Source organism: Pseudomonas sp. 05T35 (assembly GCF_056396605.1).
In genome coordinates, this window is record NZ_JBFTLU010000199.1 from 1 (window position 1) to 21,873 (window position 21,873).

The following is a 21,873-nucleotide window of genomic DNA, read 5'->3' on the forward strand; positions in this document are numbered from 1 at the left end:
CTGCATAGACATGCACATCCATGGGCTGGCTAGGGTCGAGGAACAGCGTGGTGGCCTGTTCATCGGGCAGATAGCTGCAAGAGTGGGGCTGAGTGGCATAGAACTTGAGGCGCGCCAACTCGGTCATGAATCAACCCTCGGGAATAGCTGTTCAATTAAGTGTAAGCCACGAGCGCAAAAGTCGCTCAGCAAACCCATGGGGCGCGGCTGGGTTGATCAAGGTGTTGCTGGAGATAGCCTGCAAACTCTCGGCGCGGGATCGCCCGGGCACCCAGGCTATGCAGATGACCGGTTGGCATCTGGCAGTCGATCAATACGAAACCGGCGTCCTTGAGGTAATTGACCAGCGTGGCGAAGCCGACCTTGGAAGCGTTGTCGGCGCGGCTGAACATCGATTCACCAAAAAACAGCTGACCCATGGCCAGGCCATAGAGTCCGCCCACCAATACCCCTTGGTCCCAGACTTCGACCGAGTGGGCGTATCCGCGAGCGTGAAGCTCCATGTAGGCGGTTTGCATCGCTTCGGTGATCCAGGTGCCATCGGCGTACTCCCGCGGAGCTGCGCAGGCGCGTATGACGGCCGGGAAGTCTTGATCGAACGTCACGTCGTAACGCTTTTGGCGCAACAGCTTGCCGAGGCTGCGAGAAATATGCAGTTCGTCGGGAAACAATACGGTGCGTGGGTCCGGCGACCACCAGAGGATCGGTTGGCCCTCCGAAAACCACGGGAAACAACCGTGGCGGTAAGCCTGGATCAGCCGATCGGCGCTCAGGTCGCCGCCAGCGGCAAGCAGGCCGTTGGGGTCGCGCATGGCTTTTTCCAGCGGCGGGAATTTCAGGGAATCGCGTTGTAACCAGGTCAGCATGGTATCCAGGCTTGCAGAAGGGGAGGGCGGCGATGGGCTGGGGCCCACCGCAATGAATGTATATCAGTTGTCATCGAGGTATTTTTCAGCGTCCAGTGCCGCCATGCAGCCGGCACCGGCGGAAGTTACCGCCTGACGGTAGACGTGGTCGGCCACATCGCCGGCGGCAAACACCCCTTCGATCTCGGTGGCGGTGGCATTGCCTTCGCTGCCGCCGCGGACTCGCAGGTAGCCGTTATGCATCTCCAGCTGACCCTGGAACAGGTCGGTATTGGGTTTGTGGCCAATGGCGATGAATACACCGGTCAGCTCCAGGTCTTTCATCTCGCCAGTCAGGCTGTTGCGCAGGCGTGCACCGGTTACGCCGCTGGCATCGCCCAATACCTCTTCGAGGTTCTGGTTCCAGTGCAGGCGAATGTTGCCATTTTTGGCACGTTCGAACAGTTTGTCCTGAAGAATCTTCTCTGAGCGCAATTTGTCGCGACGATGGATCAGGTGCACTTCCTTGGCAATGTTGGCCAGGTACAGCGCTTCTTCAACGGCCGTGTTGCCACCGCCAATCACCGCGACCACCTGATTACGGTAGAAAAACCCATCGCAGGTGGCACAGGCAGAAACGCCTTTGCCGGCGAAGGTTTCTTCAGAAGGCAGCCCCAGGTATTGTGCCGAAGCACCAGTCGCGATAATCAGTGCATCGCAGGTGTAGGTGCCGCTGTCGCCGGTAAGCCGAAACGGCCGCTGCTGCAACTCTGCGGTGTGAATGTGGTCGTAGACGATCTCGGTGTCGAAACGCTCGGCATGTTTTTGCATGCGCTCCATCAGCACCGGGCCGGTCAGGCCTTCAACGTCGCCTGGCCAGTTGTCGACTTCAATGGTGGTGGTCAATTGACCGCCGGCTTGCAGGCCCGTGATGACGGTCGGCTTGAGGTTGGCGCGAGCGGCATAAACGGCGGCGCTGTACCCGGCAGGGCCGGAACCCAGAATGATCAGGCGTGAATGCTTAGCTTCGCTCATAAAAACACCTCATAAGCCTTTGTCACAAAAGAGAATGCATGCTCAAATTGAAGCGCGCGCAACGTACTTTTGGCTATGCTACACCTTAGCTGCTCTGGCGTGGCATCGTGAGGGCAAACCCGTACAATGCCGGTCTGTATCGGGATGTTCCAAGGCTTGGGATGAAACAGGACAGTCTTCGTCAGCGCCTACCGGTTTCAGATTTCGATGTCAGAGTGTTAAAAGTAGTCTCTGTTGCGCCCGTTAACTTTGTTACCTGCCCGGAGTGGGCAGTTTTTGTAGTCAATCAACAGTTGGACGCGCTACAGGCGCAGGAAAAGACGCGTTTTGAAGAAATCCACCGCAGCACCTAAAACAGTAGTTCCACTTTGGCGTCAGCATCTGCACTACCGGCTCAAGGAAGGTGCACTGATCGCCATCGGTGCCTTGTGCCTGTTCCTGATGATGGCCTTGCTGACCTATGGCAAGGACGATCCGGGCTGGAGTCATAACAGCAAAATCGATGATGTACAGAATTTCGGTGGGCCGGCCGGCTCTTACAGCGCCGATATTCTGTTCATGGTGCTGGGTTACTTCGCCTATATCTTCCCGCTGTTGCTGGCGGTCAAGACCTACCAGATCTTCCGTCAACGCCACGAACCGTGGCAGTGGAGCGGCTGGCTGTTTTCCTGGCGCCTGATCGGTTTGGTGTTTCTGGTGCTGTCGGGCGCGGCCCTGGCGCATATCCATTTCCACGCCCCGACCGGTTTGCCGGCCGGCGCCGGCGGTGCATTGGGTGAAAGCCTGGGCGACCTGGCGAAGAACGCGCTGAATATCCAGGGCAGCACCCTGATGTTCATCGCACTTTTTCTGTTCGGCCTGACCGTGTTCACCGACCTCTCGTGGTTCAAGGTGATGGACGTCACTGGCAAGATCACCCTCGACCTGTTCGAGCTGTTCCAGGGGGCCGCCAATCGCTGGTGGGCTGCGCGCACCGAGCGCAAGCAACTGGTTGCACAATTGCGTGAAGTCGACGATCGGGTACACGAGGTCGTGGCACCGACCGTGACCGACAAGCGCGAGCAAGCCAAGGTCAAGGAACGCCTGATCGAGCGTGAACAGGCCCTGAGCAAGCACATGTCCGAGCGCGAGAAGCAGGTTCCGCCGGTGATTGCTCCAGCACCGCCGAAAGCGCCGCCTCCAAGCAAACGCGTCGAAAAAGAGAAACAGGCGCCGCTGTTCGTAGACAGTGCAGTGGAAGGTACCTTGCCGCCGATCTCGATTCTCGACCCGGCTGAAAAGAAACAACTCAACTATTCGCCTGAGTCGCTGGCTGCGGTTGGCCATCTGCTGGAAATCAAGCTCAAGGAATTCGGCGTCGAAGTCTCGGTGGATTCGATTCACCCTGGCCCGGTGATTACCCGTTACGAAATTCAACCGGCGGCTGGGGTAAAAGTCAGCCGTATCTCCAACTTGGCCAAAGACCTTGCGCGTTCGCTGGCAGTGACCAGTGTGCGGGTGGTGGAAGTGATTCCCGGCAAGACCACGGTCGGGATCGAGATTCCCAACGAAGACCGGCAGATTGTGCGCTTCTCCGAAGTGCTATCGACGCCGGAATACGATGACGCCAAGTCCCCGGTCACCCTGGCCCTGGGCCATGACATCGGCGGTAAGCCGGTCATCACCGACCTGGCAAAAATGCCTCACCTGCTGGTAGCCGGTACCACCGGTTCCGGTAAGTCGGTAGGCGTGAACGCGATGATCCTGTCGATCCTGTTCAAGTCGGGCCCGGAAGACGCCAAACTGATCATGATCGACCCGAAAATGCTTGAACTGTCGATCTACGAAGGCATTCCGCACCTGCTGTGCCCGGTGGTCACCGACATGAAGGACGCCRCCAACGCGTTGCGCTGGAGCGTGGCCGAGATGGAGCGCCGCTACAAGCTGATGGCGAAGATGGGCGTGCGTAACCTGTCGGGCTTCAACCAGAAGGTCAGAGAGGCGCAGGAAGCCGGTACACCGCTGACAGATCCATTGTACAACCGCGAAAGCATCCACGACGAAGCGCCGCTGCTGACCAAGCTGCCAACCATCGTGGTGGTGGTCGACGAATTTGCCGACATGATGATGATCGTCGGCAAGAAGGTTGAAGAGCTGATTGCGCGGATCGCCCAGAAAGCCCGTGCGGCCGGTATTCACTTGATCCTTGCGACCCAGCGTCCGTCGGTGGATGTGATCACCGGTCTGATCAAGGCCAACATTCCGACCCGTATGGCGTTCCAGGTATCGAGCAAGATCGACTCGCGAACCATCATCGACCAGGGTGGCGCCGAGCAGTTGCTGGGTCACGGTGACATGCTCTATATGCCGCCGGGCACCAGTCTGCCGATTCGGGTTCACGGCGCGTTCGTTTCCGACGATGAAGTTCACCGGGTGGTTGAAGCCTGGAAACTGCGCGGTGCACCGGAGTACAACGATGACATCCTCAACGGTGTCGAAGAGGCGGGCAGTGGTTTTGAAGGCGGCAGTGGCGGTGGCGACGATGATGCTGAAACCGACGCGCTCTATGACGAAGCGGTGCAGTTCGTGCTGGAAAGCCGCCGCGCCTCGATCTCTGCGGTTCAGCGCAAACTGAAGATCGGCTACAACCGCGCTGCGCGCATGATCGAAGCCATGGAAATGGCCGGGGTCGTGACCTCCATGAATACCAACGGCTCGCGCGAAGTGCTTGCACCAGGCCCTATGCGCGACTGACCGGTGCCGCGTGAGATCACGCGGCATGCCATTCAAACGAATATCAAAGAGGACTCCCATGCGTCTTATCCGCATGTTGCTGCTGCCGGTACTGGCTTTAACCACACTCTCGGCCCACGCCGATGACAAGGATGTGGCGCGTCTGACTCAACTGCTCGAAAAGTCGCAGACCCTGACCGCACGTTTCTCTCAGCTGACCCTCGATGGCAGCGGTACTCAGTTGCAGGAAACCTCTGGCGAGATGTCGTTGCAGCGTCCGGGCCTGTTCTACTGGCACACCGATGCACCGCAAGAACAGCTGATGGTGTCGGATGGCAAGAAGGTTTCCCTGTGGGACCCTGATCTGCAACAAGTCACCATCAAGAAGCTCGATCAGCGCCTGACCCAGACTCCAGCCCTGTTGCTGTCCGGTGACGTGTCGAAAATCAGCCAGAGCTTCGCCATCACCTCCAAGGAAGCTGGCGGCGTGATCGACTTCACGCTCAAGCCCAAGACCAAGGACACGCTGTTCGACAGCCTGCGCCTGTCGTTCCGCAACGGCATGGTCAATGACATGCAGATGATCGACAGCGTCGGCCAGCGCACCAATATCCTGTTCACCGGAGTCAAGGCCAACGAGCCGATTCCGGCCTCCAAGTTCAAGTTCGACATCCCCAAGGGTGCCGATGTGATCCAGGAGTAAGACGCAGAACCTGTGGGAGCGGGCTTGCTCGCGAAGAGGGAGTGTCAGTCACCATCAATGTTGTCTGACACACCGCATTCGCGAGCAGGCTTGCTCCCACAAGGATTGTGGCGGTTGAGGACCCAGTAGAGGTTTCATAAGTAGTGATGGACCTGTTTCGCAGTGCCCCGATAGCTCAGCCCTTGGCTGCCCGTTTACGTGCGGCCAATCTGGACGAGTATGTCGGTCAGGAACACCTGTTGGCCCGCGGCAAGCCGTTGCGCGAGGCGCTGGAGCAGGGTGCCTTGCACTCGATGATTTTCTGGGGGCCGCCGGGCGTGGGTAAAACCACTCTGGCGCGGCTGCTCGCGGAAGTCTCGGATGCGCACTTCGAAACGGTCTCGGCGGTGCTGGCCGGGGTCAAGGAGATTCGCCAGGCGGTGGAAGTCGCCAAGCAGCAGGCCGGGCAATATGGCCGTCGAACCATTCTGTTCGTCGACGAAGTGCATCGCTTCAACAAGTCGCAGCAAGATGCCTTTCTGCCGTACGTCGAGGACGGCACGCTGATTTTCATTGGCGCGACCACCGAAAACCCATCCTTTGAACTGAACAACGCACTGCTGTCCCGTGCGCGCGTCTACGTGCTCAAGAGCCTCGACGAAACCGCGCTGCACAAACTGGTGCAGCGGGCGTTGACCGAAGAGCGCGGCCTGGGCAAGCGTCAGCTGAGCCTCGGCGATGATGGCTTCAAGATGCTGCTCAGCGCCGCTGACGGTGACGGCCGGCGTTTGCTGAACTTGCTGGAAAACGCCTCCGACCTGGCCGAAGACGGCACGGAAATCGGCGTCGAGCTGCTGCAAAGCCTGCTTGGCGACACCCGGCGACGTTTCGACAAAGGCGGCGAAGCGTTTTACGACCAGATCTCTGCGCTGCACAAATCGGTGCGCGGCTCCAACCCGGACGGCGCGCTGTACTGGTTCGCACGGATGCTCGACGGTGGCTGCGATCCGTTGTACCTGGCCCGGCGCGTGGTGCGCATGGCCAGCGAAGACATCGGCAATGCCGACCCGCGTGCCTTGAGCCTGTGCCTGGCGGCGTGGGATGTGCAGGAGCGACTGGGCAGCCCCGAAGGCGAGTTGGCGGTCGCGCAGGCGATTACCTATCTGGCCTGTGCGCCGAAAAGCAACGCGGTTTATATGGGCTTCAAAGCTGCCATGCGTAGCGCTGCCGAGCATGGCTCGCTGGAAGTCCCGCTGCATTTGCGCAATGCCCCGACCAAGTTGATGAAACAACTCGGTTACGGCGACGAATACCGTTATGCCCACGACGAACCGGACGCTTACGCGGCCGGCGAAGATTATTTCCCGGAGGAACTGGAGCCGCAGTCGTTCTATCGTCCGGTACCACGTGGCCTCGAATTGAAGATCGGCGAGAAGCTCAACCACCTTGCGCAGCTGGACCGTCTGAGCCCCAAACAGCGGAGAAAACCTTGATTCCCTTGATCGTTGCGGTCTCCGTCGGCGGTATTGCCGGCACCTTATTACGTTTCGCTACCGGCAATTGGATCAACGCGAATTGGCCGCGGCACTTCTATACCGCTACGCTGACCGTTAATATCATTGGCTGCCTGTTGATCGGCTTTTTGTACGGCCTGTTTATGTTGCGCCCGGAAGTGCCGATTGAGGTGCGTGCCGGGTTGATGGTGGGCTTCCTTGGCGGCCTGACGACTTTTTCATCCTTTTCACTGGATACGGTGCGCTTGCTCGAAAGCGGGCAAGTGCCGCTGGCCCTGGGCTATGCGGCGATCAGCGTATTCGGCGGGCTGCTCGCGACCTGGGCTGGCCTGTCCCTGACCAAACTTTGATAAACGAGAGACCGACATGCTCGATTCCAAACTGTTACGTAGCAACCTTCAGGACGTAGCGGACCGCCTGGCATCCCGTGGCTTCAGCCTGGATGTTGCGCGCATCGAAGCGCTGGAAGAACAAGACGGCAACGTCGAAGTGCGCCGTTGGGGCACGCCGACCACCTTCGACTTCGAGGTCAAGGATCACGTCGCGCTGGGCGAGAAGTTCGGCTGGCTGGACTTTGAAACCGCAGCCAAACTTTCCGGTGCCCGTTTCTCCCTGCTGCGTGGGCCGATTGCCCGCCTGCACCGCGCACTGGCGCAGTTCATGATCAACCTGCACACCACCGAGCATGGCTATGAAGAGGCCTACACGCCTTATCTGGTTCAGGCGCCGGCCTTGCAGGGCACCGGTCAACTGCCGAAGTTCGAGGAAGACCTGTTCAAGATCAGCCGCGAAGGCGAAGCCGATCTGTACCTGATCCCGACGGCTGAAGTGTCGCTGACCAACATCGTGGCTGGCGAAATCATCGACGCCAAACTGCTGCCGATCAAATTCGTCGCTCACACCCCGTGCTTCCGCAGCGAAGCCGGTGCATCGGGCCGTGACACCCGCGGGATGATTCGTCAGCACCAGTTCGACAAAGTCGAAATGGTCCAGATCGTTGAGCCGTCGACTTCGATGGAAGCGCTGGAAAGCCTGACCGCCAACGCCGAGAAAGTCCTGCAATTGCTGGAACTGCCATATCGTACTCTGGCGCTGTGCACCGGCGACATGGGCTTCAGCGCGGTCAAGACCTACGATCTGGAAGTGTGGGTCCCGAGCCAGGGCAAATACCGTGAAATTTCGTCGTGCTCCAACTGCGGCGATTTCCAGGCCCGGCGCATGCAAGCACGTTTCCGTAACCCGGAAACCGGCAAGCCTGAGCTGGTCCACACCCTGAACGGTTCCGGCCTGGCGGTCGGTCGTACCCTGGTGGCGGTGCTGGAGAACTATCAGCAGGCCGACGGTTCGATCCGCGTGCCAGCCGTGCTCAAGCCGTACATGGGCGGCCTTGAGGTCATCGGCTAAATGGAATTTCTGCCGCTGTTTCACAACCTGCGCGGCAGTCGTGTGTTGGTCGTCGGTGGAGGGGAGATTGCCTTGCGCAAATCCCGTCTGCTGGCCGACGCCGGCGCGTTGCTGCGGGTCGTTGCACCTGAGATCGAAGCCCAGCTGCGTGAGCTGGTGCAGAACAGTGGCGGCGAGTTGGTGTTGCGCGGCTATCGTGAGTCGGACCTCGACGGTTGCGGGCTGATCATTGCCGCTACCGACGACGAACCGCTGAATGCGCAAGTTTCCAAAGACGCTCATCGGCGCTGCGTGCCGGTCAACGTGGTGGACGCGCCGGCCCTGTGCAGCGTGATCTTCCCGGCGATCGTCGACCGTTCGCCGTTGGTGATTGCGGTGTCCAGCGGCGGCGATGCGCCGGTGCTGGCGCGGTTGATCCGCGCCAAACTGGAAACCTGGATTCCTTCGACCTATGGCCAACTGGCCGGGTTGGCGGCGCGTTTTCGCAATCAGGTCAAAGGTCTGTTCCCGGATGTGCAGCAGCGTCGGGCATTCTGGGAAGAGGTGTTCCAGGGGCCGATCGCGGATCGTCAACTGGCCGGGCAGGGCGCTGAAGCCGAGCGTTTGCTGCTGGCGAAAATCAACGGCGAGTCCCCCAACGCTCCAGGTGAGGTGTATCTGGTCGGCGCCGGGCCGGGTGATCCGGATCTACTGACATTCCGCGCCTTGCGGCTGATGCAGCAAGCCGATGTGGTGCTGTATGACCGTCTGGTGGCACCGGCGATTCTCGAGCTGTGCCGTCGTGATGCCGAGCGGATCTATGTCGGTAAACGACGTGCCGATCACGCGGTGCCTCAGGACCAGATCAACCAGCAATTGGTCGACCTGGCCAAGCAGGGCAAGCGTGTGGTGCGGCTGAAGGGCGGTGATCCGTTCATCTTTGGCCGTGGTGGCGAAGAGATCGAAGAACTGGCGGCCCACGGCATTCCGTTCCAGGTCGTGCCGGGTATTACCGCCGCCAGCGGTTGCGCGGCCTACGCCGGGATTCCACTGACCCACCGTGATTACGCGCAGTCGGTGCGCTTTATCACCGGTCACCTTAAGGATGGCACCTCGGATCTGCCGTGGGGCGATCTGGTCGCGCCCGCGCAAACCCTGGTGTTTTACATGGGGCTGGTGGGGCTGCCGATCATCTGTGAAGAATTGATCAGGCATGGTCGTTCAGCGGACACGCCGGCAGCGTTGATCCAGCAGGGCACGACGCCTAATCAGCGGGTTTTCACCGGCACGCTGGCCAACCTTCCACAGCTGGTGGCGGAGCATGAAGTGCATGCGCCGACACTGGTGATCGTGGGAGAGGTGGTGCAACTTCGCGAGAAACTCGCGTGGTTTGAAGGCGCCCAGTCGCAAGTCTGAACACCGCGTCGCCCTCATCGCGAGCAGGCTCGCTCCCACATTTAATTTGTGTCGTTCACAAATCTCCTGTGGGAGCGAGCCTGCTCGCGATGGGTCCCTTGAAAAATCAGATTGAATTCAAGTCCTGCGCCAAACCCCTTTCCCGCTCAACCGCTCCCGATCATGCGTAGCGGTGAAATCCTGCGCCGGTCCCTTCGGCACGATGCCGGTCGGATTGATCGTGCGATGGCTCGCGTAGTAGTGCCCCTTGATGTGGGCAAAGTCCACAGTGTCGCTGATCCCCGGCCACTGATACAACTCGCGTAGCCAGTTCGACAGGTTCGGGTAATCGGCGATCCGCCGCAGGTTGCACTTGAAGTGGCTGTAATACACCGCGTCGAAGCGAATCAGCGTGGTGAACAGGCGAATGTCCGCCTCGGTCAGGTATTCGCCGGCCAGGTAGCGCTTCTCGCCCAGCCGGTTTTCCAGCCAGTCGAGTTCGCTGAACAGCTCATCAAAGGCTTCTTCATAGGCCGTTTGCGAGGTGGCAAACCCGGCGCGATACACGCCGTTGTTCACCGCCGGATAAATCCGCGCATTCAGCTCATCGATTTCAGCGCGCAATGGTTGCGGGTAGAAGTCCAGGCCATTGCCGGTCAGACCGTCGAACGCACTGTTGAACATGCGGATGATTTCCGCCGATTCGTTGCTGACAATGCGTTTTTGCTGGTTGTCCCACAGCACCGGCACCGTTACGCGGCCGGTGTAGTCGACGGTATCGGCGGTGTAGCGCTGGTGCATGAACGTGAGGTGGTCGAGCTTGTCGCCCGTGGAGCCGAAGGCCTTGTCGAAGGTCCAGCCGTTTTCCAGCATCAGCCAGCTGACCACCGACACATCGACCAGGCTTTCCAGGCCTTTGAGCTTACGCAGAATCAGTGTGCGATGCGCCCAGGGACAGGCGAGCGACACGTAGAGGTGATAGCGACCCGCTTGTGCAGGGAAGCCGCCCTCGCCGCTGGGGCCGGGTTTACCGTCGGCGGTCAGCCAGTTACGGCGCTGCGCTTGTTCGCGCTGGAACGCGCCGTCCTTGCTGCTTTCGTACCACTGATCACGCCATTGCCCTTCGATCAGCAAACCCATCTTGAACTCCAAAGTCGTTAAACGTTGGAGTTGAGTCTAATCCGATCCCTTCGAACAAAAAGCGCAAAGGTTGGGCGTTAATGATCGATTAAATAGATTTGTCGCGAGCATCCCAGAACTGCTGAGCCTTGACGAAGGCTTCATCACGCGGTGTACCGAGACCGCGCAAGGCCAGGGCCATGGTCGATATCAGCGCCATTTGCGGATAGCTGTCGACCACGTCGCCGCGCCATACGGCTTTCAAGTGTTCAGGATCAAGGCTCGCCGGTTTGACGTGGCGTTGCGCYGACAGTTGCGGCCATTCCTCGTCCCAGCTCTGACCGCCAGTGGTGCCGTACAAGTGACTGTCGGCATCCGGGTTGATCTCGATCTCACCGCCATCGCCCTTGATCACGATCGCGTTATCGCCCAGCAAGCCGCTGGCGTCGCGGTGCACGCCCTGATAGCCGGGGTGAAAGATGCTTTGCAAGCCACAGCGCGCGCCCAGTGGATTGAGAATCCGCGCCAGCGAGTGGATTGGTGAACGCAGGCCGAGGGTGTTGCGCAGGTCGATCATCCGTTGCAGTTGCGGCGCCCAGTCGCCCAGCGGGATGAACGCCAGATTGCCTTGTTCCAGAGCCTCACCCACTTGCTGCCAATTACGGCACAACGGAATCTGCAAGTGTTCGAGCAGTTGCTCGCTGTACAGCCGCCCGGCGGTATGTGCGCCACCGCCATGCATCAGGATCCGCACGCCGTTTTGCGCCAGGCACTTGGCCGCCAGCAGGTACCACGGCAGGTGGCGTTTCTTGCCGGCGTAGGTCGGCCAGTCCAGGTCGACACCCAGCGCTGGCGCGTTCAACCGCTCGCGCAAGGCTTCGGTGAAACCTGCCAGCTCTTCCGGGCTTTCTTCCTTGTGCCGCAACAGCATCAGGAAGGCGCCGAGTTGAGTGTCCTCGACCTTGTCGTCGAGCAGCATGCCCATGGCCTCGCGGGCCTCTTCGCGGGTCAGGCTGCGGGCGCCGCGTTTGCCTTTGCCGAGGATCCGCACGAACTGCGCGAAAGGGTGTTCGGCAGGTGTTTCAGTGATCAGTGGGGCGAAATCGGTCATAGACAATTCGTCGGTTTGGGCAGGCCCGCCAGCTTGGCGGCAAGTTTGGCGGGAGTGCCTTTGAACAATCGGTTCAGGTGCAGGCTGTTGCCCTTGTCCGGGCCCAGCTTCAGCGCGGTGTATTTGATCAACGGGCGAGTGGCCGGCGACAGCTGGAACTCCTGATAGAAGCCGCGCAGCAGCTCAAGGATTTCCCAGTGTTCGGGGCTCAGCTCAAGTTCTTCGGCGGCAGCCAGCGCCGTGGCGACTTCGGCGGACCAGTCGCCCAGATCAACCAGGTAACCGTCCTTGTCCAGATCGATGCGACGAGCGCCTACGGTGAGCGAATTCATAGCCAGCTGTTGACCTTGTCGTAGTGAATCGACAGTTCGACAAAGGCCGKATAGTCGACGCTTTTGACCCAGTCGGGCACTTGCAGGCCGCGAGCCTGAACATCTTCGTCGAGGACAAACAGGCGCAAGGTTTCGCTGTGTGCTTGCAGTGCGCTGAGTGGCGCGGTGCCGGGCTGCAAGGCGTAGACCGCATCGCCACTGAGCAGCAAGGCATCGCTGGCGCCCAGCACGCGCAGGCAACTGGTCAGCCGGTTATCGGTAAACGGCGAGTGAGACAACACATGCAAAGTCGACATCAGAGGGTGATCACTTGGTCATAACGGTCGATAACGGCCGAGATCTGTTCGGCGGCCAGTACGTGCAACGGTTCGAGGCTCAGGGCTGTCGGCATCAATCCGCGTGCGGTTGCACTCTCGCCACACACGTACAGGTCTTCTATACCAAACAACCCAAGCGCCTGCAGGTTGGCGCTGAGGTCTTTTTGTTGCACGGCCTTGGCGTCCTGCCCGCTGGCGAGCTGGAACACGCCGTCATCGAGAAACAGCAGGCCGATCGGCAAATCGAAGGCGCCACCAGCGAGTACGATATCCAGCGCTTCACGGGCGCTTGGGCCAGACCAGGGTGCCTGCCGGCTGATAATCAGCAAGGATTTAGGCATGTTTCATGGCCCTCCAAAACAGATCAGGCGATCGGCGTCTTGCACCGCATCGTGCAACTGCCCGAGCCCGGACAATTCCCACGGTGCGCTGACATTGATTGCCGTGCGCTGATAACGCCTGGCTTCTGCCTCATCCAGCACGCCACGGCGCAACGCTGCAGCAATACAGACCACGCCGTCGAGCTGGTGCTCGCTGACGAAGGTGCGCCATTGCAGCGCCAGGTCCTGCTCGTCCTGTGGCGTAACGACGTTGCTCGAGGCGTTGTAAACGCCGTCCTGATAGAAAAACAGCCGCACGATCTCGTGCCCACCGGCCAGCGCTGCCTGGGCAAACAGCAGGGCGCGGCGCGAGGAGGGCGCGTGTGCGGCGGAAAACAGCGCAATGGCGAACTTCATGGTGAACTCTGACAACAAATCTGCGGCCATGATAAAGCTTTATCGCCGGTGCGGCGAAGGGCGATTCAGCGCGGCATATAGCCCATCTGCCAGCGCCTTGGAATCTTCAGTGAAACAACGCCGAGCACGSCGGCCAGCAGGCCGCTGGCATACAGGGCTTGCAAGCCAAGATGGTGTTCGAACACCGCGCCCAGGACGGCGCCGGCAAACATGCCGGTCCAGGGGATCAGTTGCACCCGCCAGCCATTGCGGCGTTCGCCAAGCAACCAGCGTCCCAGGCCGCGCCCAAWGCGTGACAGGGCGCCGGTAACGTACGTCAGCCCGACCGGAAAGCCATTGACCTGTTCGACAGCGGCGTTGAGCATCCCCATGGCGATGATCGCTGCCAGCAACGCCGGGTATTTAGCCTCTAATGGCCATGCAGCGGCGCCGCACAACAGGGTAGCGACGCACAGCATCAAGGGCAGGGCGCGCCGGCCGCTGAATCGGCTGACCACAATGCCCAAGGCGTTGCCGACGACAAACATGGCGACCAACACCAGCAACCGCAAGGTCATGCCCAGATCACCGTCGCTGATCGCCACCGCCAGGCGGGTGGTGTTGCCGCTCATGAAGGAGACGAAGTCGCCGGTGGCCATGAAGCCAATAGCGTCGGTCATGCCGGCCAGCACAGACAGGCTCGCCACCAGCAACATACCGATCCGGCCGCGCCATTTCTGCACATGCAACAGGCCGGGTGTATGGGCGCGATTAGGTGAAGACGGCAGCATTTATCAGCTCTCGAGACCATGCAGCTTGCGATATTCCTTCCAGTCCATGCCTGCCATTTGCGCCACTTCCTTGTGCACCTCCAGCCGCTGGGCTTCATAGTCCTCAACAGTGGCCACGGTCAATTGCAACGTCAACTCCCAGGCAAACAGGCCCAGACGCTCGGCTTCTGCCTCGTAGGCCTCATGCAGTCGTTCGTTGCGATACTGCGCCATGGTTTCGCCTTTGGCCTGGGCGGCCAGAGGGTTCAGGTGATCGAGTTCTTCGCGTAACGCCGATCGTGCATTGAGAAATCGTTGCAGCGCCAGTTCGTGCGGCGAGTCGATGGGGGCCATGGACCGTCCTAGTCACGACGGAGTCTGACCGATCTGGCTGATCAGCTTGTCGGCGTAGTCGGTGGAAGGTTTGTAGAACTCGGCATTGGGGGTCATGGGCTTTCCGGAGGAAGTTGCTCGGCGCGACGCGCCAATTATGGCGCGACAGGGTGCGCGAATCGGCGTGGGCTGTCGCGAACTATATCAAGTAAAGCATCAAGTAAAGCAGAGCGGCGCCATGAGGAAGAACCTTGCCTGGCGCTTCGGGGTAGCTGCTTGCGGTGATACAGTCAGCGTTTTGCAAATAAGGAAACACAATGCGTATTTTGATGGTGGCGCTGGCTGGCGTTTTGCTGGCGGGTTGCGCGGGATCGACGATGAAAGAAGCGCGCTCCCAGAGCCCCTACAAGACGCTCGCTTCGAGCAAGCCTGATCTGGTCGTCGCCCAGTGCGTGCAGTTTGCCTGGCAGGACGAGGCGGTGTTCGGTGTCGACGCCAGCGGTTACCTGCAACCCGGCGAAACCGGTGGCTTCACCGTTTACACCCGTTCGGCCGAGGCCTTCATCGACGTGCAAGGCGGCGCATTGAAGTACTACGCCACTCAGGACAACTGGGTTGCCAAGCGCCGACTGGCAGCACTGGCAACCTGTCTGTGAGTCAGTGAGCGTCAGTGTTTGGCTCGGCGGCCGTCAGGCGTTTCTGAAAAAAGAAGCGCTTGCTGCCCGGCGGGTAATCGGCAATCTGCCCAATCTCGGTAAACCCCAGCTTCTTGTAAAACTTCGGTGCCTGGAATTCGAAGGTGTCGAGGTAGATCCCAATGCAGCTCTTTTCCCGTGCCAGCTCTTCGGCCATGTGCATCAGCCGTGAGCCGGTGCCCTGTCCGCGTGCCTGTTCGGGCACCGACAACAGGTCGATGAACATCCACTGATAAAACAGTTTTGCGTAGAGCCCGCCGAGGATTTCGTCGGTTTGCTCATCACGAACCAACAGGGCGATTTCCTGGTAGTGACCTTCGCCGGCATGGGCGATGTTGTAGGCGCGCAGGGGGTTGATAATCGCCTGGCGTTCTTCGGGTAGCGGGTTTTGCGATAACTCGATGCGCAGTTTCATTCGTGACGTCCTTGTAACGGTTTTGGGGCAACCGATACCGAGACTACCGCGTGTTGTTAACGAAGTGAATGCCTGTGGCGCGCAACCGTCTTGATGTGAATCGTTCCGATTGCGGGGTTGTGTTGTAGTACTTTTGCCAGTCTAGACGTAGGAATTCATACATTTAACTGTATGGATAGCCAGTATCTATTGAGTCCTGCTCAAAAATGCGGCCGAAACGCGAAAAAAGCGGCCGTGGACTTCACCTGTCATTCGGTTAGGTTGAAAGCGTTCCTCAGGAAGGAACGTTCTTAATCAACGGAGTGAAAAAATGAACAAGCCACAAACCCAAGCGCAACTCAAACATGGTCGTGTCACTACCCCTGCCAGCCGCGGCTCTGTCGCCATGGAGGTCGGTCTCCTGGAAGGGTGGCAGGTCAACGAAATGGAAGGCGGCAAGAACTTCCCGTCACTGACTGCCGGGCCTTTCCCTGCACCGTATCAGACGGACAGCGACAGCGTTGCACCACCGGCTGATGGTTTTATCCTCAGCGGCGGCAAGACTGATGCTCGCGACTGCATCAACTTCACCGACGAGGAAATGAGCAAAAAGCTCAATCGTCCATTCACCTGGCCACTGCTGAACGTGAACCCGGGCCAGACCTTTCATGTCACCTGGCAGTACACCGCGCCTCATACCACCCGCGGCTACAGCTGGTTCATCACCAAGGATGGCTGGGACCCGAAACAGCGCATCAGCCGCGCGCAACTTGAGGCCAGACCGTTCGCGGAAGACTTCTACACCCAGGTGCCTTATTACGCGCACAGCAGCGAACTCAAAGCCAAAGTCGAACATGAAGTGAAGTTGCCGGCAGGCAAGAAAGGCCATCACGTCATTGTGCTGCTGTGGATTGTCGCCAACACCGGCAATGCGTTCTATCAAGCCTTCGACGTGGACTTTAAGTGAGGCCACGTTTGTAGTGTGATGCCTGACAGGTTCTAAAGGATTGGAACCGAAAGCCCGGCAGCGATGCCGGGCTTTTTTTGGGTTTTTCACGGAACCCTGGGGCCCCAAAAAAAAGCAAAAAAAAGCCCGCGGGAGGAGGCGGGCTGAATGTTTCTTGAATGAGCGGTGGGAAATATAAGCGCTGAGCGTCGAAAACACAGTGAAAGATGTTTCATATGTACGTCTCGGGCCATTCGACCGTTCAACCTGTTGAGTCCACAGAACGCCAAACCGGGTGTAAGTTAGGTTCGGACCTGTCTGTACTCGAATGGAGGTGACTATGAGTGCTCCGATGCTTAGCAAAATGCAGATGAACGGTTATCAAGTGGTCAGCGTCAACAGCGGTCTCTGGAAGGTCTGTACCCGGAGCGACCGGCTCGGGTCCTTTGGCAGCCGAGAAGAAGCGCTGGCCTACGCCGCGTCATTGCCCGCCCGTGCATCCAGAACGAAACCCGTTTCCAATACACAGTGAGGCGATCGTCTGGATGAGTGTTTCGGCCGTTCTTCCATCCGCCGCAAAACAAAAAGAGCCCGCATTCAGCGGGCTCTTTTGTCAGGTGTTATCGGTCGACTGAGGTTTGCGTCGATCCTTGCCGGCAGGATTGCCGGTGTCCAGAAGTCTTCTCTCCACCATCACATTTTCAAGTGCCTGGCGGTCTGAAGGTTGCAGCTGATGTTCCCTCTCTTTGAGCTCAAGCAGGATCGGGCTGGACCAAGTGCGATAGGTCCGCTCGGCCATTCGAATCGGGTTCATTTTCGTCTCCCAGACCAAGTGCTCGCTAACGGCGCGACGCGTTTCCATACCGCGAAAATCCTAGTCGAGAAATCCGGGTGTCGCCACCCGATCAGCCATTGCTTTTGTGATCGCCACTGATGATCTTGCCGATCGGCGTGATGAGATCAGGTCTCTGGTTCTTAACGTTGCCGATCGCCATATCCACCTTGAACCACTCGAAGGTTTCGGCAGGCTCGCCCTCGTGCAACACCATCTGCTCGGCGCTCTCCTTGGGCATTGCCAGATTGAGCCATTCCCGGGCCAACTCCGGCGACAGCACCACCGGTCGCCGATCATGCAGATCGACCAGGCCACCCCCACTGTCTGCAGTGAAAATCACAAACCCATCGTCCTTCTTCGGTTCCCGACCACCCGCGGGGTACTGACCAATGGCTGCGCAGAGTATGGGAGCGCGATCCCGGCGCCGGATCAGGTAAGGCTGTTTATTCGGGCCGCCTTCATAAACCCATTCGAACCAGTTATCGATGGGCACGATGGCGCGGTGCGGCCAGATCGCTCGGAAGAACGCACCGTGTGCGACTTTCTCGACCCGGGTGTTGATGGGCACGGAGTGGTCTTTCGACCAGGCCGGTCGCCATCCCCAGCGTACCCGGTCAGCATGCAGGGTTTCGCCTTCGAGGTGGAAGAGTGCGACCTGGGTCGATGGCGCGACGTTGTACAGACCCAGAGGCTGGTCGCCCACAGTATTGACCAGGGGATTGGGCATGCTCAGCGCCGCGACGAAGTCGTGGATGCCTCGGTACTGCGAAAGTCTTCCACACATTGGAAAATCCTCCGGTGGRGCTTTCAGCTTAGCCGAGTCGTGCCCAGGGCGGAGGCGCCGCGAGTGGATCTATTGTCTGAAGGACTGGCAGATCGCCGGAGGTATGGGCCAGCAAACCTGCAATGGCCCCGGTCAGCAGGTTCTCCAGCAGTTCGTTGCGTTCCCGATCCTCCAGCGGGTGCAGCGCCAGCCAGCTGGGTGCGCTGTTGAGCATGCTGGCAATGGTGTGCCCGGCAGCCAGTAATCCTTGTTCACYGAATCGGCGCGAGGGACAGAGGATCATCAGCAATTGCCGTTCGTAATGCTCCTGCAACTGCCGAACATGCACTTGCTGATCCTCGTTCAGGCAACCGCAGTCGCGCTCCACCAGGCGAAAATGCCAGGGCATTTCCCGATGCAGGTTCAGGTGTGCATGGATGACGTCGTGCAGGCTGTCACGCAGGTCTCGCGGCTGTCGCTCGAGGCGTCCGAGGGTTGCCAGCAGTTCCTCATAAAATTCTTCGATGAGGTCGAGCAGCAAGTGCTGCTTGCTCGGGTAATGGTGATACAGCGAGCCTGGGGCAAGCCCCAGGAACGCTGCCAGCTCGCGCATGCCGACCTGGCCAAAACCCTTGCTGGCGAACAGCTCCAGGGCCTTGTCCCGGCTCTCGGCAAAGCGTGAGCAACGCTCAGCCATAGGTATGGAAACCACGGCCAGTCTTGCGCCCCAGATAACCGGCCGCGACCATTTCCTTGAGCAGCGGAGCGGGGCGGTACTTGCTGTCGTTGAAGCCGTCGTAGAAGGCCTGCATGATCGCCAGCAAGGTATCCAGGCCAATCAGGTCGGCTAGCGCCAGCGGACCTATCGGCTGGTTGCAGCCCAGGCGCATACCTGCATCGATGTCTTCGGCGCTGGCCAGGCCTTCCTGGAACACCAGGATCGCTTCATTGATCATCGGCACCAGAATCCGGTTCACCACAAAGCCCGGACGGTTACCGGCGGTGATCGCGGTCTTGCCCAGGCGTTGCGCCAGTTCCAGGGCCAGGGTGTGCGTGGYGTCGCTGGTTTGCAGGCCGCGAATCACTTCGATCAACCCCATGACCGGCACCGGGTTGAAGAAGTGCAGGCCGATGAAACGCGCCGGCGAACTGACGCTGGCGGCAAGCTCGGTGATCGACAACGATGAGGTGTTGGAGGCAATCACGCAGTCGACGCTGGCCTGAGCGGCGATCTGTTGCAACACCCGCAGTTTCAGCTCGAGGTTTTCTGTCGCGGCCTCGATCACCAACTGCGCGTTGTGCAGGGTGCTGTAGTCGGTGCTGGTGCGGATCTTGTCCAATGCCGCGAGCTTTTGCTCCTCGGTCAGCGACGCCTTGGCGACCTGCCGGTCAAGGTTCTTGCCCACGGTCGCCAGCGCTTTTTGCAGGGCGCTGTCGGAGATGTCCAGCAAGGTCACGTTGAAACCGGCCAGTGCGCAGATTTGCGCAATACCGTTGCCCATGGTGCCGGCGCCGATGACGCCAATGTTCTGCAGATTCATCGTCATGTCCTTTCCGTCAAACCCGTTCGAACAACACGGCAATGCCTTGGCCGCCGCCAATGCACATGGTCGCCAGGGCATAACGTCCCTGAATCCGATGCAGTTCGTGGATGGCCTTGGTCGCGATGATTGCGCCAGTGGCGCCGACTGGATGGCCCAGCGAGATGCCCGAACCGTTGGGGTTGACCTTCTCGGGATCGAAGCCCAGCTCTTGCGCCACGGCACAGGCCTGGGCCGCGAAGGCTTCGTTGGACTCGATCACATCAAGGTCGGCCACCGTCAGGCCCGCGCGCTTGAGCACCAGGCGGGTGGCAGGAATCGGCCCCAGGCCCATCATTGAAGGCTCAACGCCGGCATGGGCATAACCCACCAGCCGGGCCATCGGCTTGAGGCCTTGTTCCTGAACGAGTTGCCCGGTGGCCATGATCAGCGYGCCAGCGCCATCATTGAGGCCAGAGGCGTTGCCGGCGGTGACGCTGCCGTCTTTTTTGAACGCGGGTTTCATGCCGCTCAATTGCTCGAAGCTGACTTCTGCCCGTACATGCTCATCCGTGGCAAACGAAACCGTCCCTTTGCGGCTCGCCACTTCGATCGGCACGATCTGCCCGGCAAAACGCCCTTCGGCAATCGCCCGGGCGGCCCGCTGCTGGCTGAGCAGCGCCAGTTGATCCTGGGTCTGACGGGAGATGCCGTAGTGCTCGGCGATGTTTTCTGCGGTGATGCCCATGTGGAAACCGGCAAACGGGTCTTGCAGCACGCCGAGCATGTAGTCGATGCCCTGAATGTCACCCATTCGTGCACCCCAGCGCGCCTGTGGCAACAAGTAGGCACCACGGCTCATGGATTCGACACCGCCTGCCAGCACGGCAGAGGCATCCCCGAGCATCAGACTTTGCGCGGCACTGACAATCGCCTGCAGACCCGAACCGCAGAGGCGGTTGACGTTGAAGGCCGGGGTCTCTTTCGGCAGGCCGGCATTCATCGCCACGGCCCGTGAAATGTAGGCGTCGCGCGCCTCCGTCGGGATCACATGCCCCATCACCGCATGACCGATGTGCTCGGGCGCCAGGCCTGATCGTTCAATGGCTGCGCGGCACACGTCGGTTGCCAACTGGATAGGCGGCACATCCTTGAGTGAACCGCCAAAGCTGCCGATGGCAGAACGGACCGCGCTCACAACAAAAATATCGGAAGGGTTCATGTGGTTTTCCTGAAAAAGGTCTTTTTTGTTGGGCACGAGTCTAGAATCAGCAACGCCGCTGGCCTATGCCGGAACTGTTCAACGGTGATGGCGTTTTTTGCCACTTTCAGATGCCGAGGAGAGAGACGATCACATGCGGGAAACGGATTCGGTGGCGGTCTATTTCATGTATCCAATGATCCATGCCCTGCGAGAAAATCCGCAGCGTCTGCGGTCGGTGCTCGAACAGGTGGGAATCGATCCGGCACTGATGGATCAGCCTACGGCACGGGTGCCGGCCACTGCTTTTGCGGCGTTATGGCTGGTGCAGATTCGTGAGCTGAACGACGAGTTCTTTCAGCTGGACTCCCACGGCATGCCGCCAGGCAGTTTCGCCTTGATCTGTCGGGCACTGATCCAGGAACCGACGCTGGAAAAAGCCATGCGTCAGTGCCTGGCCAATTTCGGCCTGTTCCTGCGGGATTTTCGCGGCACGTTAACGGTGCGTGGCAAGCGTGCAGTCATCAGCTTGCAGACTCAGGCGCAAAACAGCGACGTCGCGCATTTCGGTGAAGAGACATTTCTGGTGTTGATGATCAGCCTGCTGTGCTGGCTGGGCGGGCGACGCATTCCTATCGATCGTGCGGACTTTCGTCATAAGCGTTTGTCGCTCAATGATGATTCATTGCTCTGGGGCGCCAACCTGACCTTCGGCGCCGAGCGCACCGAGATCGAGTTCGACAGCCGTTATCTGCAATTGCCGGTGGTTCAGGACCTGGCTTCGCTCAAGGCATTTTTGCGCAGTGCGCCGCAGTGGCTGGTGATTCGTTTCCGTAACCAGCATGGCCTGGCATCGCAGGTTCATCAGCGTTTGCGCAACAGCCATTACAGCCAATGGCCGACCCTGGAGGCGTTTGCGCTCGAACAGCATTTGAGCCCCAGCACCGTTCGCCGAAAACTGGAGCGTGAAGGCTGTTCATTTCAGGAGATCAAGGACGAAGTACGCCGCGGTGTTGCTTTTGAACAGCTGCGCCAGAGCCAATCGAGCATCACCGCGATTGCCGAGCAGATCGGTTTTCAGGAGCCCAGCGCGTTCCATCGGGCGTTCAAGAAGTGGACCGGTGAGAGTCCGGGGCGTTACCGGGCGAGGTTCCAGGGCAAGCGCGTCGATGCCTGATCGGTACTTCAAAAAAACGCCATAATGCCTGTCAGTTAAGGCTCAAACCTGTGGGAGCGAGCCTGCTCGCGATAGCGG

At 59.6% G+C, this 21,873-nt stretch carries 27 protein-coding genes and 1 pseudogene; 11 read left to right on the top strand and 17 right to left on the bottom strand.

The annotated features are described in order from the left end of the window. The 3 genes and pseudogenes from AC1DH9_RS16285 to trxB form a co-directional block, all read right to left on the bottom strand. Positions 1–127, bottom strand: a pseudogene (locus tag AC1DH9_RS16285) (arginyltransferase); the annotation flags it as partial. Between the two features lie 58 nt (positions 128–185). Then, a complete protein-coding gene (gene aat, locus AC1DH9_RS16290; protein WP_427537168.1) occupies positions 186–866 on the bottom strand; it encodes a leucyl/phenylalanyl-tRNA--protein transferase in 681 nt (226 codons plus the stop codon). Between the two features lie 63 nt (positions 867–929). Continuing rightward, positions 930–1,880: a thioredoxin-disulfide reductase gene (gene trxB / locus AC1DH9_RS16295; RefSeq protein ID WP_427537166.1), complete on the bottom strand. Its 951-nt coding sequence runs from the start codon at positions 1,878–1,880 to the stop codon at positions 930–932. A 161-nt stretch (positions 1,881–2,041) separates the two neighbouring features. On the opposite strand from trxB, the gene AC1DH9_RS16300 reads away from it, so the two are divergent. The 7 genes from AC1DH9_RS16300 (at position 2,042) to cysG (ending at position 9,587) form a co-directional block, all read left to right on the top strand. Continuing rightward, positions 2,042–2,233 (top strand): hypothetical protein, encoded by a 192-nt coding sequence (locus AC1DH9_RS16300; RefSeq protein WP_427537164.1) that lies wholly within the window; start codon positions 2,042–2,044, stop codon positions 2,231–2,233. After that, complete coding sequence (locus AC1DH9_RS16305; protein WP_477808425.1) at positions 2,208–4,613, top strand: DNA translocase FtsK; 2,406 nt, start codon at positions 2,208–2,210, stop codon at positions 4,611–4,613. The genes AC1DH9_RS16300 and AC1DH9_RS16305 overlap by 26 nt, the downstream gene beginning before the upstream one ends. A gap of 58 nt (positions 4,614–4,671) precedes the next feature. Continuing rightward, on the top strand, positions 4,672–5,295 hold the full coding sequence (gene lolA, locus AC1DH9_RS16310) for an outer membrane lipoprotein periplasmic chaperone LolA (RefSeq protein WP_427537160.1): 624 nt from the start codon (positions 4,672–4,674) through the stop codon (positions 5,293–5,295). A 146-nt stretch (positions 5,296–5,441) separates the two neighbouring features. Then, positions 5,442–6,767: a replication-associated recombination protein A gene (locus tag AC1DH9_RS16315; RefSeq protein ID WP_020723510.1), complete on the top strand. Its 1,326-nt coding sequence runs from the start codon at positions 5,442–5,444 to the stop codon at positions 6,765–6,767. After that, on the top strand, positions 6,764–7,138 hold the full coding sequence (crcB, locus tag AC1DH9_RS16320; RefSeq protein WP_019689843.1) for a fluoride efflux transporter CrcB: 375 nt from the start codon (positions 6,764–6,766) through the stop codon (positions 7,136–7,138). Before AC1DH9_RS16315 ends, crcB begins: the two co-directional genes overlap by 4 nt. Before the next feature lie 16 nt (positions 7,139–7,154). Next, positions 7,155–8,192, top strand: a complete 1,038-nt coding sequence (gene serS, locus AC1DH9_RS16325) for a serine--tRNA ligase (protein ID WP_477808426.1) — start codon at positions 7,155–7,157, stop codon at positions 8,190–8,192. Continuing rightward, positions 8,193–9,587, top strand: a complete 1,395-nt coding sequence (gene cysG / locus AC1DH9_RS16330; RefSeq protein ID WP_427537156.1) for a siroheme synthase CysG — start codon at positions 8,193–8,195, stop codon at positions 9,585–9,587. A gap of 117 nt (positions 9,588–9,704) precedes the next feature. Here cysG and AC1DH9_RS16335 read toward each other — a convergent pair whose 3' ends face one another. The 8 genes from AC1DH9_RS16335 to AC1DH9_RS16370 form a co-directional block, all read right to left on the bottom strand. Next, a complete protein-coding gene (locus AC1DH9_RS16335) occupies positions 9,705–10,706 on the bottom strand; it encodes a glutathione S-transferase family protein (RefSeq protein WP_427537154.1) in 1,002 nt (333 codons plus the stop codon). Between the two features lie 88 nt (positions 10,707–10,794). Continuing rightward, a complete protein-coding gene (locus AC1DH9_RS16340) occupies positions 10,795–11,796 on the bottom strand; it encodes a glycosyl transferase family protein (RefSeq protein ID WP_427537152.1) in 1,002 nt (333 codons plus the stop codon). After that, positions 11,793–12,128 (bottom strand): TusE/DsrC/DsvC family sulfur relay protein, encoded by a 336-nt coding sequence (locus AC1DH9_RS16345; RefSeq protein WP_054597834.1) that lies wholly within the window; start codon positions 12,126–12,128, stop codon positions 11,793–11,795. The genes AC1DH9_RS16340 and AC1DH9_RS16345 overlap by 4 nt, the downstream gene beginning before the upstream one ends. After that, positions 12,125–12,424, bottom strand: coding sequence for a sulfurtransferase complex subunit TusB (gene tusB / locus AC1DH9_RS16350; protein WP_477808427.1), 300 nt, complete (start codon positions 12,422–12,424; stop codon positions 12,125–12,127). The genes AC1DH9_RS16345 and tusB overlap by 4 nt, the downstream gene beginning before the upstream one ends. Then, a complete protein-coding gene (gene tusC / locus AC1DH9_RS16355) occupies positions 12,424–12,786 on the bottom strand; it encodes a sulfurtransferase complex subunit TusC (protein WP_427537149.1) in 363 nt (120 codons plus the stop codon). The genes tusB and tusC overlap by 1 nt, the downstream gene beginning before the upstream one ends. A gap of 3 nt (positions 12,787–12,789) precedes the next feature. Then, on the bottom strand, positions 12,790–13,182 hold the full coding sequence (gene tusD, locus AC1DH9_RS16360; RefSeq protein WP_427537147.1) for a sulfurtransferase complex subunit TusD: 393 nt from the start codon (positions 13,180–13,182) through the stop codon (positions 12,790–12,792). 65 nt (positions 13,183–13,247) lie between these two features. Next, the gene (locus AC1DH9_RS16365) at positions 13,248–13,952 is read right to left on the bottom strand and encodes a YoaK family protein (RefSeq protein ID WP_477808428.1); all 705 of its coding nucleotides are present in this window, start codon (positions 13,950–13,952) and stop codon (positions 13,248–13,250) included. 3 nt (positions 13,953–13,955) lie between these two features. Continuing rightward, entirely contained in the window at positions 13,956–14,285 is a 330-nt protein-coding gene (locus AC1DH9_RS16370; protein ID WP_427537143.1) for a DUF6388 family protein, read from the bottom strand. A gap of 296 nt (positions 14,286–14,581) precedes the next feature. Between AC1DH9_RS16370 and AC1DH9_RS16375 the strand changes: the two genes are divergently transcribed. Next, positions 14,582–14,920, top strand: a complete 339-nt coding sequence (locus AC1DH9_RS16375; protein ID WP_427534135.1) for a hypothetical protein — start codon at positions 14,582–14,584, stop codon at positions 14,918–14,920. A gap of 1 nt (position 14,921) precedes the next feature. Here the strand turns inward: AC1DH9_RS16375 and AC1DH9_RS16380 are convergent, their stop codons facing one another. Then, positions 14,922–15,374, bottom strand: a complete 453-nt coding sequence (locus tag AC1DH9_RS16380) for a GNAT family N-acetyltransferase (RefSeq protein ID WP_427537141.1) — start codon at positions 15,372–15,374, stop codon at positions 14,922–14,924. 310 nt (positions 15,375–15,684) lie between these two features. Here AC1DH9_RS16380 and AC1DH9_RS16385 point away from each other — a divergent pair, with 310 nt between their 5' ends. Then, positions 15,685–16,320, top strand: coding sequence for a lytic polysaccharide monooxygenase auxiliary activity family 9 protein (locus AC1DH9_RS16385; protein WP_427537139.1), 636 nt, complete (start codon positions 15,685–15,687; stop codon positions 16,318–16,320). A 319-nt stretch (positions 16,321–16,639) separates the two neighbouring features. Continuing rightward, the gene (locus AC1DH9_RS16390) at positions 16,640–16,831 is read left to right on the top strand and encodes an SPOR domain-containing protein (protein WP_019689859.1); all 192 of its coding nucleotides are present in this window, start codon (positions 16,640–16,642) and stop codon (positions 16,829–16,831) included. An 81-nt stretch (positions 16,832–16,912) separates the two neighbouring features. Here the strand turns inward: AC1DH9_RS16390 and AC1DH9_RS16395 are convergent, their stop codons facing one another. From AC1DH9_RS16395 to AC1DH9_RS16415, 5 genes are all read right to left on the bottom strand, one after another. Then, on the bottom strand, positions 16,913–17,113 hold the full coding sequence (locus AC1DH9_RS16395) for a hypothetical protein (RefSeq protein ID WP_427537220.1): 201 nt from the start codon (positions 17,111–17,113) through the stop codon (positions 16,913–16,915). A gap of 91 nt (positions 17,114–17,204) precedes the next feature. Then, entirely contained in the window at positions 17,205–17,918 is a 714-nt protein-coding gene (locus AC1DH9_RS16400) for an SOS response-associated peptidase family protein (protein ID WP_427537137.1), read from the bottom strand. Between the two features lie 28 nt (positions 17,919–17,946). Next, complete coding sequence (locus AC1DH9_RS16405; protein WP_477808430.1) at positions 17,947–18,600, bottom strand: TetR/AcrR family transcriptional regulator; 654 nt, start codon at positions 18,598–18,600, stop codon at positions 17,947–17,949. Then, positions 18,587–19,438: a 3-hydroxybutyryl-CoA dehydrogenase gene (locus AC1DH9_RS16410; RefSeq protein ID WP_477808431.1), complete on the bottom strand. Its 852-nt coding sequence runs from the start codon at positions 19,436–19,438 to the stop codon at positions 18,587–18,589. The genes AC1DH9_RS16405 and AC1DH9_RS16410 overlap by 14 nt, the downstream gene beginning before the upstream one ends. A 16-nt stretch (positions 19,439–19,454) precedes the next feature. Further along, the gene (locus AC1DH9_RS16415) at positions 19,455–20,639 is read right to left on the bottom strand and encodes an acetyl-CoA C-acyltransferase family protein (RefSeq protein WP_477808429.1); all 1,185 of its coding nucleotides are present in this window, start codon (positions 20,637–20,639) and stop codon (positions 19,455–19,457) included. 133 nt (positions 20,640–20,772) lie between these two features. On the opposite strand from AC1DH9_RS16415, the gene AC1DH9_RS16420 reads away from it, so the two are divergent. Then, complete coding sequence (locus AC1DH9_RS16420; protein WP_427537135.1) at positions 20,773–21,795, top strand: AraC family transcriptional regulator; 1,023 nt, start codon at positions 20,773–20,775, stop codon at positions 21,793–21,795. Positions 21,796–21,873 lie beyond the last annotated feature (78 nt).

Bases quoted from the DNA above. Each gene is read 5' to 3' on its own strand.
- trxB (WP_427537166.1), bottom strand. From the start codon at position 1,880: ATGAGCGAAGCTAAGCATTCACGCCTGATCATTCTGGGTTCCGGCCCT.
- tusD (WP_427537147.1), bottom strand. From the start codon at position 13,182: ATGAAGTTCGCCATTGCGCTGTTTTCCGCCGCACACGCGCCCTCCTCG.
- AC1DH9_RS16370 (WP_427537143.1), bottom strand. From the start codon at position 14,285: ATGGCCCCCATCGACTCGCCGCACGAACTGGCGCTGCAACGATTTCTC.
- AC1DH9_RS16335 (WP_427537154.1), bottom strand. From the start codon at position 10,706: ATGGGTTTGCTGATCGAAGGGCAATGGCGTGATCAGTGGTACGAAAGC.
- AC1DH9_RS16395 (WP_427537220.1), bottom strand. From the start codon at position 17,113: ATGAACCCGATTCGAATGGCCGAGCGGACCTATCGCACTTGGTCCAGC.
- serS (WP_477808426.1), top strand. From the start codon at position 7,155: ATGCTCGATTCCAAACTGTTACGTAGCAACCTTCAGGACGTAGCGGAC.
- lolA (WP_427537160.1), top strand. From the start codon at position 4,672: ATGCGTCTTATCCGCATGTTGCTGCTGCCGGTACTGGCTTTAACCACA.
- AC1DH9_RS16380 (WP_427537141.1), bottom strand. From the start codon at position 15,374: ATGAAACTGCGCATCGAGTTATCGCAAAACCCGCTACCCGAAGAACGC.
- AC1DH9_RS16345 (WP_054597834.1), bottom strand. From the start codon at position 12,128: ATGAATTCGCTCACCGTAGGCGCTCGTCGCATCGATCTGGACAAGGAC.
- AC1DH9_RS16300 (WP_427537164.1), top strand. From the start codon at position 2,042: ATGAAACAGGACAGTCTTCGTCAGCGCCTACCGGTTTCAGATTTCGAT.
- cysG (WP_427537156.1), top strand. From the start codon at position 8,193: ATGGAATTTCTGCCGCTGTTTCACAACCTGCGCGGCAGTCGTGTGTTG.
- aat (WP_427537168.1), bottom strand. From the start codon at position 866: ATGCTGACCTGGTTACAACGCGATTCCCTGAAATTCCCGCCGCTGGAA.
- AC1DH9_RS16420 (WP_427537135.1), top strand. From the start codon at position 20,773: ATGCGGGAAACGGATTCGGTGGCGGTCTATTTCATGTATCCAATGATC.
- tusC (WP_427537149.1), bottom strand. From the start codon at position 12,786: ATGCCTAAATCCTTGCTGATTATCAGCCGGCAGGCACCCTGGTCTGGC.
- AC1DH9_RS16375 (WP_427534135.1), top strand. From the start codon at position 14,582: ATGCGTATTTTGATGGTGGCGCTGGCTGGCGTTTTGCTGGCGGGTTGC.
- AC1DH9_RS16400 (WP_427537137.1), bottom strand. From the start codon at position 17,918: ATGTGTGGAAGACTTTCGCAGTACCGAGGCATCCACGACTTCGTCGCG.
- AC1DH9_RS16385 (WP_427537139.1), top strand. From the start codon at position 15,685: ATGAACAAGCCACAAACCCAAGCGCAACTCAAACATGGTCGTGTCACT.
- AC1DH9_RS16315 (WP_020723510.1), top strand. From the start codon at position 5,442: ATGGACCTGTTTCGCAGTGCCCCGATAGCTCAGCCCTTGGCTGCCCGT.
- AC1DH9_RS16390 (WP_019689859.1), top strand. From the start codon at position 16,640: ATGAGTGCTCCGATGCTTAGCAAAATGCAGATGAACGGTTATCAAGTG.